Consider the following 12,080-nt stretch of genomic DNA (forward strand, 5'->3'; position numbering starts at 1 on the left):
GTACGGGTCTGAGCAAGGAGCGGCGGAGCGCCCGAGGGACGATTTATCTCTCTCCCGCCATCCCGCCATAGGCAAGGCGCGGGCAAGTCGGCAGACTAGGCCGCGTCGGCGCAGGACGGTCCCGCCGGCCCCCGGCGACATCGTGGTCGCCGTGTCCGGCATCTCGGCGAAACCAGGCGAACCCACCGGAGGCGGCGTGACGACCGAGCGGAGCGTGAGTACGGCCCTCGACGAGCTGGCCCCGGATCCCGGCACCTTCGCTGGCGGGGTCTCCTCCGACGCCCGTCATGCGGCCGTGCGCGCGGGGGTCCGCCGCCTCGGCGATCTGCTCGGCCAGGCCCTGACCCGGCACGAGGGCGCGCAGACGCTCGCGCTCGTCGAGCAGGTCCGCGCGCTGGCCCGCCGTCCCGACAACGGCGTCGAGCTCGGCCGGCTGCTCGCCACCGTGGACGACCAGACGGCCATCGTGCTCGCCCGCGCCTTCACCGCCTACTTCCAGCTCGCCAACATCACCGAGCAGCTGCACCGGTCCCGGGAGCTGTCCGACCGGACGAAGGGCCCGCTGGCGGAGACCTTCGACCGGATGGCCGCCGCGCTCGACGCCGGCACCCTCGACCGGTCGCTGGCCGCCTCGATCGCGCGGCGCCTGGAGCTGCGCCCGGTGTTCACCGCCCATCCGACCGAGGCCAGCCGCCGCTCGGTGCTCGACACGCTGCGCCGCATCGCCGACCTGCTCGACGCGGACAGCCCGGACGGCGCGGCGCCCTCCGCCGATCGGGACCGTACCCAGCGGCGCCTCGCCGAGATGGTCGACGTGCTGTGGCAGACCGACGAGCTGCGGGTGGAGCGGCCGAAGCCCGCGGACGAGGCCCGTTCGGCGGCCTACTACCTGGAACTGATCGCCACCGAGGTGCTGCCCGACCTGCTGGAGGAGCTCGACCTGGGGCTCGGCCGGGTGGGGCTCGCGCTGCCGGCCGGGGCGCACCCGCTGCGGTTCGGTTCGTGGGCCGGCGGCGACCGGGACGGCAACCCGAACGTGACCCCCGCGGTCACCCTGGAGGTGCTCACCCTCCAGCACGAGTTCGGCATCCGGCTGCTGACCTCCTCGGTCGAGCGGCTCATCAAGGAGCTGACGGCGTCGACCCGGGTGGTGGGGGTCAGCGACGAGCTGCTGTCCTCGCTGGCCGCGGACCGCCAGGCGCTGCCGGAGGTCCACGACCGCTACATCCGGCTCAACGCCGAGGAGCCGTACCGGCTCAAGTGCAGCTACATCCTGGCGAGGCTCGCCGGTACCCGGGAACGGCTGGCCGCCGGCGCGCCGCACGTGCCCGGGCGGGACTACGGCGGCCTCGCCGAGGTGCTCGACGACCTCGAGGTGATGCGCGCCTCGCTCGCCGCCTCCGACGGCCCCCTCGTCGCGGACGGCCCGCTGCTGCGCGTCATCCGCACGGCGCGCGCGATGGGGCTGTCACTGGCCACCCTCGACATCCGCGAGCACGCCGACAAGCACCATGCCGCCCTGGCCGCCGTGTACGACCAGGTCGGGGAGCTCGACGTCCCTTACGCCCAGCTCGACCGGGCCGAGCGGCGCACCCTGCTGTCCGCGGAGCTCGCCCGGCGTCGGCCGCTGCTCGGCGCCGTGCCGCCGCCGCTGCCCCCGGCGGTGCTGGGCACGCTGGAGCTGGTGCGCACCGTCCGGGAGGCGCTGGACCGCTTCGGCGGCGACGTCATCGAGAGCTACATCGTCTCGATGACCCGCGACGTCGACGACATCCTGGCCGTGGTGGTGCTCGCCCGGGAGGCGGGCCTGGTCGGGCTCGGCTTCGCGGACCGCCCCGCCTGGGCCCGCATCGGCTTCGTACCTTTGTTCGAGACCGTGGCCGAGCTGCGGGCGGCCGGCGGGCTGCTCGACGGCATGCTGTCCGACCCCTCCTACCGCTCGCTGGTGCGCGCTCGCGGGGACGTGCAGGAGGTCATGCTCGGCTACTCGGACTCCTCCAAGGACGCCGGCATCACCGCGTCCCAGTGGGAGATCCACAAGGCGCAACGGGAACTGCGCGACGTCGCCCGCCGCCACGGCGTCGTGCTGCGGTTGTTCCACGGCCGCGGCGGCTCCGTCGGCCGCGGCGGCGGCCCGAGCGGCGAGGCGATCATGGCGCAGCCGTTCGGCACGCTGGACGGCTCGATCAAGGTCACCGAGCAGGGCGAGGTGATCTCGGACAAGTACACGCTGCCCCAGCTCGCCCGGCACAACCTGGAGATCACCCTGTCGGCCGTGGTCGAGGCGTCGATCCTGCACCGGTCCTCGCGCCTGAGCCCGGCCGTCCTCGCCGGCTGGGACGAGACCATGCAGGCGGTCGCGGACTCGGCCCGGACCTCCTACCAGGCGTTCGTCGGCGATCCGGCGCTCGTGCCGTTCTTCCTCGCCGCCACCCCGGTGGAGGAGCTCGGCAACCTCAACATCGGCTCGCGGCCGTCGCGGCGGCCCGGCGGGTCCGGCGGGCTCGCCGACCTGCGGGCGATCCCCTGGGTCTTCGGCTGGACGCAGTCGCGGATCATCCTGCCCGGCTGGTTCGGCGTGGGCACCGGCCTGGCCGCGGCCCGTGCCGCCGGGGCCGGCGACACACTTGCCGAGATGTACCGGTCCTGGCACTTCTTCCGGACCTTCCTCGGCAACGTGCAGATGACCCTGGCCAAGTCGGACCTCACGATCGCCCAGCGGTACGTCTCGACCCTCGTCGGGGACGAGGGCGGCTCGATCTTCGAGTCGATCCGCGCCGAGCACGCCCGCACGGTCGCCGAGGTCCTCGCGGTCACCGGTCAGGCCGAGTTGCTGGAGAACGCCCCGACGCTGCGCCACACCCTCGAGGTCCGCGACGCCTACCTCGCCCCGTTGCACGCCCTGCAGATCTCCCTGCTCGCCCGCGCCCGATCCGCCGGGGAGGGCGCCGATCCCCAGCTGCGCCGGGCGCTGCTGCTGACGATCAACGGCATCGCCGCCGGCCTTCGCAACACCGGCTGACCACCGCGGATTGCCACGGCGCCGCAAGGGCCCGAACGCGGCCGGTGGCGGGGTGGCCGGCGGCAGATCGGGTGGCGGCGGGGACCGGCCCCACCATCGGATTGCGGGCTTTTGTAGCTTCTTGATTGTCTTGGTTGACAACCTCTTGCGCACTATCTACCGTCAGCTCCATGAGCCGGCGCCTTCTCCTGGTATGCCGTGCCCACATCGACTTCCACCGCGTTGCGAGCGCGCTCTGTTGACCTGACCGCTGATCCTTCCGAGCCTCAGGGCCACGCCAGGCACTGTCCTGCCGTGCGCCGCGGTCGGCCGCATCAGCCGGGACGGGCGGGGCGACGCCTGCCGGTGAGGCGGCCCGGTCGGTCCGAGCGTCGCCGATCGCCGCGCTGGTCGTGGCGCTCCCACCGGTCCGGCCACCGTCGCGGGGCACGAGGCCCGGTACGACTCCCCTCCCACCCGGCCAGTCCTCCGGTCGTGGCTGGTGACCGCGGTCACCGTCACGCCTTGCGGTCACAGCACCTCCGGTCACGGCGCCCGCGGGCGGCCGGTGGGACCCCGCCCCGGTCATCCAACCGAGACGCCGCCGCCACGCGCGTCTCGGCACGCCTCACGCCCGCGCCGCGGTGCAGCCGCACCGTCGCACGGCCGTGACGCGAGGAGGTTCCCCGTGTCCGTCCAGCGCAGCGTGTCCGTCCGCAACGAGGTGGGCCTGCGCGGCGAGCCGCCGCTGCCCACCCGCCCTCCGCACACCCGCACGCCCGCACGCCAGGACGTCCCCGGGTTCGCCGCGGCGCCCGCAGCCGGCCCGACCGGCGCCGGCCCGACCGGCGCCGGTGCCGCCGCGGTGATCCTGCGGACGGTGCTCGACCATGGGCCGGTCGCCCGGACGGCGATCGGCCGGGCCACCGGGCTCAGCCCGGCGGCGGTGTCGCGGCAGACGGCGGGGCTGATCTCGCTGGGCCTGCTGCGCGAGCTCCCGGCAAGCTCGCTGTCCCCTCGGGCGGGGCGGCCGCACGTGCCGCTCGACGTCGACACCCGGCGCCATCTCGCCTGCGGTGTGCACATCGCGGTCCCGTTCGTGACCTTCAGCGTCGTCGACCTTCGCGGTCAGGTGGTCGCCCGGGAGCGGCAGCCGCGCGAGGGAGACGCCACGACCGTCCTCCAGATGATCATCCGACACCTCCCCGGGTTCCTCGCTCGGCACGCCGGCGGAAGCCGGGTGCTGGGGCTGGGTGTGGTCACCGGCGGCCGGGTCGATCCGGAGCTCGGCCTGGTGGTCGAGCACGAGCCGCTGGACTGGCGGGACGTGCCGGTGCGCGACGTGCTGGCGGCGGCCATCGGGTTGCCTGTATACGTCGACGGGCACGCGCGGGCATTGGCGCAGGCGGAGATCCTCTTCGGCGACCCGCGGGCCCGACGCAGCCTGCTGCACCTGTTCGTGGGCAACGTCGCCGACGCCGCGTTCGCCACCGACGGCTCGGTGCACATCGGCCCGAACTCCGCCGCCGGCGGCATCGCCCACCTGCGGCTCGCCGACAGCGACGCGCTCTGCCGGTGCGGCCGGTCCGGCTGCGTGCAGGCCACGCTGTCCGAGCGGACACTGCTGCGGCGTGCGGTCGGCGAGGGGATCATCTCCCGGCCGGACCTGCAGGACCTGCTGGCCGCCGCCCTCGCCGACGACCGTCGTGCCGTGGCGCTGTTCCGCGACCGGCTGCGGGTGGTGGGCCGGCTGATCGCCCTGCTCGTCGACATGATGGATCCGGAGATCGTCGTTCTCACCGAGGCCGCCACTCTGTTCCTGCCGGCCCTGCGGGCCGACCTGTACGCCGAGATCTCGGCGCACTCCCGGGTGTGCACCGAACCCGAACGGATGGTGCTGCCGAGCAGCTTCGGCCCCGATGTGCTCGCGGTCGCCGCGGGCGCGACGGTGCTCGACGCGGTGCACCGCAGCCCGCACAGTCTGCCGGCCGATCCGCCGGCACCCCGGCCCGCCCCGGCCGCGCCAGCGGCTGCGACGCGCCGACCGGCCGCCCCACTCGCCCGCCGAGGCAATTAATTTCAGCGGAACGCATAATATTGACGGCCTGGTCGGTCACCACCGAAGATTGACCTGTGAACAACACCGGAGGCGGCGGCGCGGGATTTTCCCCGCCCCCCGACCGGCGTTGTCGTCGATGTTGACGCGGGATATCCACCGCCACGCCTCAGCACGCTGAAGCCGGCTCTCCGCCGCCTCCCCCGCCGATCCGAGAACGGGGGCAGGCCGCGGCGAAAACGCCGGTCCAGCGATCCTCGCGTGCATTCTCGGCTGGTCTCAGCCGGCCCTGAACCGCGGCTGCCACCCCGACGGCCGGCGATCCCGGCCGCCCTCGCACGCGGTAAAAACCTGACGCAACAGCGCGCGCAAACGTCAGGGTCCCCCTTTCCCGGCCCCATCCATCCCTTTTTCCATCTTCTGGAGGAATTGCAGGATGACCAGCACCACACCCACCGCCCTGGGCATCGACGTCCGCCCGCTCTCCGGCCACACCGGGGCCGAGATCCACGGGATCGACCTGCGCGAGGAGCTCGACGACGCGACCGTGGCGGAGATCCGCTCGGCGCTGCACCAGTGGAAGGTGGTCTTCTTCCGGGACCAGCACATCGACCACGCCCAGCAGGTCGCGTTCGGGCGCCGGTTCGGCCGGCTGACGCCGGCGCACCCGCACGAGGAGGCGCCGCCGCCCGGCTTCCCCGAGATCCTGCCGATCGACAGCCGGCGGTACGCGAAGATCTTCGGCAAGCGGAAGGCCACCTACGACAACGGCTGGCACACCGACGTCACCGCCCTGGTGAACCCGCCCACCGCATCGATCCTGCGGGGCGACATCATCCCCCCGTACGGCGGGGACACGGCGTGGACGAACCTGGTCGCGGCCTACCAGGCGCTGCCCGAGCCGCTGCGGAACCTGGCGGACGGCCTGCGCGCCCGGCACAGCTTCGGGCACTTCCCCAGCGACAGCGAGTACGGCCGCAAGGTGGCCGCCAACCCGCTGGTGGCGATCCACCCGGTGGTGCGGGTGCACCCGGAGACCGGTGAGCGGGCGCTGTTCGTCAGCCCGAGCTTCACCGCGAAGGACGGCGAGATCATCGGCTTCTCGCCGAAGCAGAGCCGGCAGATCCTCGACGTGTTCTACGACCAGATCTCCCGCCCCGAGTTCACCGTGCGGTTCAAGTGGAGCCCGGGCGACATCGCCTTCTGGGACAACCGGGCCACCGCCCACCTGGGGCCGTCGGACCTCGGCCACCTCGACTTCGACCGGGTGCTGTACCGGGTGACCATCGAGGGCGATGTCCCGGTCGGTGTGGACGGGCGGGAGTCCGAACTCGTCGCGGGCGAGCCCTTCCTCGGGACCTGACCTGACCTGACCGGACCGGACCTGAACCGCGGACCTGAACCGAGGACCTGAACCGAGAGCCGGAACCGAGAGCCGAGAAATCCGCCGAGAGCCGCGAGGGCCGTCTCCCTCGCGGCTCTCGGCGCACGCCGGACGGCTGCCGACCACCGGCCGGAATCGCACGAGCAGCCGGAATCGCACGAGCAGCCGAGACCTCATGAGCGGCCAAGACCTCATGGCGGCCAAGACCTCATGGCGGCCAAGACCTCATGATGACCAACAGGGAGATCTGCGATGCACCATCGACGACCGTGGGCACGGCGTCCTTCCCTCCTGACCGCCGGACTCGCCGTGCTCGTCGTGGTGGTCCTGGCCGCCTGCGGCAGCGGCAGCGGCAGCGGGGACGGGGCGCGGGCGGCGTCCGGCGACCGGCGGGTGACGCTGCGGATCGGTGACCAGAGCAGGACCATCGAGCTGCCGCTGACGCTGTCCGGCGCGGCCAGGGGCGCCCCGTACGGCCTGGCCTACAGCACGTTCGCCGACGGGCCGCACATGAATGCCGCGTTCAGCGCCGGACGGCTCGACATCGGCTACATGGGTGACACCCCGGTGCTGTTCGCGAACGCCGCGAACGCCGGCGTCGTGGCGATCTCCGTCGCCGAGAACCCGGTGAACACCCAGACGATCATCGCGAAGGCCGGCTCCGGGATCCAGAAGCCAGCCGATCTGCGCGGGAAGCGGATCGCGTTCACCGTCGGCACGTCGCTGCACGGCTACCTGCTCAACCAGCTCGACTCCGCCGGGCTGAACCAGGACGACATCAGCCCGGTCAACGTGCCCGTCACCAGCCTGACCTCGACGCTGGCCTCCGGGCAGGTCGACGCCATCGTCTACGTCCGCCAGTATGCGGCCACCGTCGCCCGGCAGGCCCCCGGCTCGTACCAGATCCAGACCCATTCGCTGCCGCAGTACTCGGTGCTGCTCGCGTCGAAGTCCGCGCTGAAGGACCCGGCGAAGCGCAGCGCGGTGCGTGACTTCGTCCTGCGGCTGTCGCGGGCGTCGTCCTGGCCGAAGGCGAACGCCGCCACGTGGGTCCAGAAGTACTACGTCGACCAGCTCAAGCAGGATCCGGTCGCCTCGCGCACGTACTTCGACTCGCTGCCCGCGACCCGCTACCGGCCGGTCTCCCCCGCCTTCGTGGACAGCCAGCGGGTGCAGGCCCGGCTGCTGGGCGGCGTCGGCGAGCTGCCGAAGTCCCTCAACGTCGACAACGAGCTCGACCCCGGGTTCAACGCCGAGCTGACCGCGGCCTTCGCGAAGGCGTTCCCGGCGACCTGAGCGGGCCCGCCCGCGACGGAAGGATCGACACGACATGACCGAACTCATCTCGCACCATGACGTCGCCCGCCAGCGTGCGGCGTCTCCTGGCCCGCTCGCGGCCGAGCCAGCGGTGGCCGCGGCGTCGGGGCGGCCCCCGGTCGTCCTGGTGGACCCCACCGCCGGGCGACGCCGCACCACCAGGCGGCGCCGGGTGCCGCCGGAGGTGCGCCGCTTCCTCGGCCCGGCGCTGCTGTTCGCGCTGTGGTGGGCCCTGACGGGGCTCGACGTCGTCGGCGATCGCGCGCTGGCCTCGCCCGCGGCGGTCTTCGGCGCGGCCCGCGAGCTGTGGCGCAGCGGCGACCTCGTCGACAGCCTCGGCGCCTCGCTGTACCGGGTGGGGGCCGGTGTGCTGTTCGGCGTCGGCATCGGGCTCGCGCTCGCCATCGTCGCCGGCTTCTTCCGGGCGGCGTCGGACGTCGTCGACTCGGCGATGAACTTCCTGCGGACGATCCCGGTCATCGCCCTGCTGCCGCTGATCATCGTGTGGATCGGAATCGGCGAGAGCGCCAAGATCTTCCTGATCACCGTCGGCGTCGCGTTCCCCATCTACATGAACACCTACGCGGCGATCCGCGGCGTCGACGCCAGGCTCGTGGAGGCCGGGCAGACCTTCGGGCTGGGCCGGTTCGGGCTGGTGCGCTCGGTCATCGTGCCGGGTGCCGCGCCGGGCTTCCTCGTCGGGCTGCGCTGGGCACTTGGCGTGGCCTGGCTGCTGCTGGTGTTCGCCGAGCAGGTCAACACCGACTCCGGTCTCGGCTACCTCCTCAACAGCGCGCAGTCCTGGAACCGCACCGACATCATCGTGCTCTGCCTGGTCGTCTACGGAATCCTCGGGCTGGTCAGCGACGGCCTGGTCCGCATCCTGGAAAGGACGCTGCTGTCATGGCGCCGCGGCTTCGACGGAACGTGAGCACGGGGAACCCGCAGCGCCCGGCGAACGCGGCGGGGGCGGACCCGGCACCGGGGGTGGGCGGCGGGGTCGCCGTCCTCGCTCGAGCCGATGCCGAGGACGCCGGCGGCCCGGCCGCGGCCGGGCTCGGGGCCGCGGTGCGCGTCCGCGGGCTGCGACGTGCCTTCGGCGAGCACGTGGTGCTCGACGGGCTCGATCTGACGATCGCGCCGGGCGAGTTCGTCGCCCTGCTCGGGCGCAGCGGGTCGGGGAAGAGCACGCTGATCCGGATCCTGGGCGGCTTCGACGACGGCGTCGAGGGCGAGGTGCTGGCCGCCCGGCGGCGCTCGGTCGTCTTCCAGGAGTCGCGGCTGCTGCCGTGGAAGCGGGTCCTGCCGAACGTCACGCTCGGCCTATCCGGCCGGGACATCGCCGACCGCGGCCGCGCGGCGCTCGCCGAGGTCGGCCTGGCCGGCCGGGAACGGTCGTGGCCGGCGACGCTGTCCGGCGGCGAGGCGCAGCGGGTGGCGCTGGCGCGGGCGCTCGTGCGCGAACCGGAACTGCTCATGCTCGACGAGCCGTTCGGCGCCCTCGACGCCCTGACCCGGATCCGGATGCATGCCCTGCTCCAGCAGCTGTGCCGGCGCCACCAGCCGGCGGTGCTGTTCGTGACGCACGACGTCGACGAGGCGATCCTGCTCGCCGACCGGGTGCTCGTGCTCACCGAGGGCCGGTTCTCCCGGGACGTACCCGTGGACGTGGCGTCACCGCGCCGCCGGACCGACCCCGCCTTCGACCGGCTGCGCGCCACGCTGCTCGCCGAACTGGGCGTGGACGAAATCGCGGAGGGCACCCACTGACACCCCTGGTGCGGCCGGGCGCGGTACAGGCGCTCGGCCGCACCCCGACCAGGCCGGCGGCACGCACGCCGGTCGAGGAGCCGGCGCACGCCAGTCGAGGATCCGGCGCGCGCCGACCTCAGCCAGCCGGGTCGGGGCCCTCTCCGGCGAGGTGGGCGGTGATGCGGTCGAGCGTGGCCAGGTCGGCGGCGTCGAGTGCGACGAGCGCCGCGGGCGGCCGGTTGAGCATGTCGTCGGCGAGCCGGGCCGCCGTCCGGCCGGACGCGGTCAGCTCGACGAGCTTCGAGCGCCGGTCGTCCGGGTGCACGGTGCGTTCGGCCAGGCAGCGCCGTTCCAGCTCGTGCACGGTGAGGGTGGTGTAGGGGCGGTCGATGGACAGGGCGGCGGCGAGCTCGCCCAGCGTCATCGGCCCGGCCTGCAGCGCCAGGAGCGCCTTGACCCGGATGAAGCTGAGGTCAAGCGCCTCGCAGACCTCCCGGCGACGTTCATTGCGATCGACCACGACCGACCGGATCCGCCGCCACACCCGAGCCGCCCGTGCGGACCTCTCCGCCCGCCCGGACGGCGCGACCTCACCGGACGGCGCGACCTCACCGGACGGCGCGGAAGGTTCGGGCTGCACGGTCGGGACGTCGGCGGTGGCCGGCTCGGCCGCTGGCGGGTCGACCACCACGGCGGCGGCCGGCCCGGGACCGCGCCGGTCAGCGCGCGGGAGCGAACTCATCGTGACCACCCTGCCCAGAGGAACCGTGGGACCGAGAACGCGCCGCAGCGCCGGCGCGCCCCGCCCCGGATCGTTCCCGTGAACCGGCCGCCCGCCCGGCGGGGCGGCCGGCAGGGTGCTCGTCGGCCGCGTTGGCGGCCAGCCGGGCGGCGGTGCGCCGCGCGGTGCCGCGCGCCCAGACGCCGGTGCTCGCGGCGCCGAGCAGCAGCACGCCCGCCCCGCACAGCACGACGGTCCACCAGCCGACGGCACTGGTCGGGTCGACGACCCCGGCGCGACCGGCGACGTGCGCCGCGGCGAGCGATCCGATGACCGCGACGCCGAGGGACTGCCCGACCTGGCGGCTCGTCGAGGCGATACCGGCGGCCACCCCGGCCTGGGACTGCGGCATGCCGGTCACGGCCGTGTTGGTGATCGGCGCGTTGACCATGCCGAATCCTAGCCCGACGAGCACGTACGCCGACATGAGCCAGAGTATCGAGGTGTTCACACCCAGCCCGGTGAGCATCACGCTCCCAGCCGTTATCGCCACGCCCGCGATCAGCAGCGGCGTGCGGGCCCCGCGGCTGGCCACGAGCCGCCCCGCGATGGGCGCGGACACCACCGTCATCCCGGCCATCGGCAGGGTGGTGATCCCCGCGAGCAGCGGCGAGTAGCCCCGGACCTCCTGCAGGTACATCGTGTTGAGGAACAGGAAGCCGGCCAGCGCGGCGAAGGCGAACACGGCGATGCCGGTCGCCCCGGCGAACGGCGCCGCCCGGAAGAACCGGACGTCCAGCAACGGCTCGCCGCGGCGGGCCTCGTAGCGGACGAGCACGGCCGCCGCCCCGGCCGACACCGCGAACAGCGCCAGCGTCCGCGCGGCGAGCCAGCCCGCCGACGGGGCCTCGATGATCCCGTAGGTCAGCGAGGCCAGGACGACGATCACCAGGGCCTGCCCCACCGGGTCGAACCGGCGGGCCCGCGCCGCGCGCGACTCCGGGACGAACAGACCCGCGAGCACCAGCGCCGCGACGCCGACGGGGACGTTCACCCAGAAGATCGCCCGCCAGCTCACCGACTCGACGAGCGTCCCGCCGAGCACCGGTCCCAGCGCCATGCTGACGCCGATCACCGCGCCCCACATCCCGATGGCCCGGGCCCGTTCCCGCGGATCGGTGAAGGTGTTGCTGATGATGGACATGGCGACCGGGTTGAGCATCGACCCGCCGACCGCCTGCACCATGCGGAAAACGATCAGCCAGGTCAGGCTCGGCGCGAGGCTGCACAGCAGCGACCCGAGGGTGAACAGGACCAGCCCGGTCTGGAAGACCCGGCGCCGGCCGAGCCGGTCGCCGGTCGACCCACCGAGCATAAGCAGGCTGGCCAGGACCAGGGTGTAGGCGTCGATCGTCCACTGCAGGCCGGCGGCGGAGGCGTGCAGGTCACGCCGCAACGACGGCAGCGCGACGTTCACGATCGTGTTGTCGAGCCCGACGATGAACAGGCTCATGCAGCAGATCGCCAGGACGAGTAGGCGCCGTCCTCGGGTCAGGTCGGACATCGGCAGCTCCCAGCGAGCGGCGTGGCCGGCACCGACGGCACTGTGCGGCACTGTGCGGTCACCGATCCCGGCCACACCCCAGATAGTTGTACTAAAATAATATTTACTCTACTGCAACGATCCGCCAGGTGACCGACGCCACCGTCCGTCTACTCCGTCACGTCCTCCCGCAGGACAGCCATCACACAGCCGCAACCCGAAGACGCGCCTTCCGAAAAGCGGCGTAACCGACATGATTAACCACGCCGTGACAGTGCGACAAGTACGTCCGAGTACGACGTGGCG

Annotated in this window: 8 protein-coding genes; 6 read left to right on the forward strand and 2 right to left on the reverse strand. The window is 73.1% G+C overall.

What is annotated here, in order from left to right:
* Window positions 1–196: 196 nt before the first annotated feature.
* The 6 genes from ppc (at window position 197) to FRAQA3DRAFT_RS20500 (ending at window position 9,528) form a co-directional block, all read left to right on the forward strand.
* Window positions 197–3,022 carry a phosphoenolpyruvate carboxylase gene (gene ppc / locus FRAQA3DRAFT_RS20475; RefSeq protein WP_009740962.1) on the forward strand — a complete coding sequence of 942 codons (2,826 nt, stop codon included), beginning with the start codon at window positions 197–199 and terminating at the stop codon, window positions 3,020–3,022.
* A 667-nt stretch (window positions 3,023–3,689) separates the two neighbouring features.
* Window positions 3,690–5,078 carry an ROK family transcriptional regulator gene (locus FRAQA3DRAFT_RS20480; RefSeq protein WP_009740963.1) on the forward strand — a complete coding sequence of 463 codons (1,389 nt, stop codon included), beginning with the start codon at window positions 3,690–3,692 and terminating at the stop codon, window positions 5,076–5,078.
* A gap of 415 nt (window positions 5,079–5,493) precedes the next feature.
* The gene (locus FRAQA3DRAFT_RS20485) at window positions 5,494–6,420 is read left to right on the forward strand and encodes a TauD/TfdA family dioxygenase (protein ID WP_009740964.1); all 927 of its coding nucleotides are present in this window, start codon (window positions 5,494–5,496) and stop codon (window positions 6,418–6,420) included.
* Window positions 6,421–6,693: 273 nt separating this feature from the next.
* Window positions 6,694–7,737: an ABC transporter substrate-binding protein gene (locus tag FRAQA3DRAFT_RS20490; protein ID WP_009740965.1), complete on the forward strand. Its 1,044-nt coding sequence runs from the start codon at window positions 6,694–6,696 to the stop codon at window positions 7,735–7,737.
* A 34-nt stretch (window positions 7,738–7,771) separates the two neighbouring features.
* Window positions 7,772–8,689: an ABC transporter permease gene (locus FRAQA3DRAFT_RS20495; RefSeq protein ID WP_009740966.1), complete on the forward strand. Its 918-nt coding sequence runs from the start codon at window positions 7,772–7,774 to the stop codon at window positions 8,687–8,689.
* A complete protein-coding gene (locus FRAQA3DRAFT_RS20500) occupies window positions 8,662–9,528 on the forward strand; it encodes an ABC transporter ATP-binding protein (RefSeq protein ID WP_009740967.1) in 867 nt (288 codons plus the stop codon). Before FRAQA3DRAFT_RS20495 ends, FRAQA3DRAFT_RS20500 begins: the two co-directional genes overlap by 28 nt.
* A gap of 118 nt (window positions 9,529–9,646) precedes the next feature.
* Here the strand turns inward: FRAQA3DRAFT_RS20500 and FRAQA3DRAFT_RS37490 are convergent, their stop codons facing one another.
* Both FRAQA3DRAFT_RS37490 and FRAQA3DRAFT_RS20510 read right to left on the reverse strand, forming a co-directional pair.
* A complete protein-coding gene (locus FRAQA3DRAFT_RS37490) occupies window positions 9,647–10,252 on the reverse strand; it encodes a MarR family winged helix-turn-helix transcriptional regulator (protein WP_009740968.1) in 606 nt (201 codons plus the stop codon).
* Window positions 10,230–11,795, reverse strand: coding sequence for a DHA2 family efflux MFS transporter permease subunit (locus FRAQA3DRAFT_RS20510; RefSeq protein ID WP_009740969.1), 1,566 nt, complete (start codon window positions 11,793–11,795; stop codon window positions 10,230–10,232). Before FRAQA3DRAFT_RS20510 ends, FRAQA3DRAFT_RS37490 begins: the two co-directional genes overlap by 23 nt.
* Window positions 11,796–12,080: the final 285 nt, after the last annotated feature.

This window comes from Frankia sp. QA3 (assembly GCF_000262465.1).
In the GTDB taxonomy this organism is placed as follows: Bacteria; Actinomycetota; Actinomycetes; order Frankiales; family Frankiaceae; genus Frankia.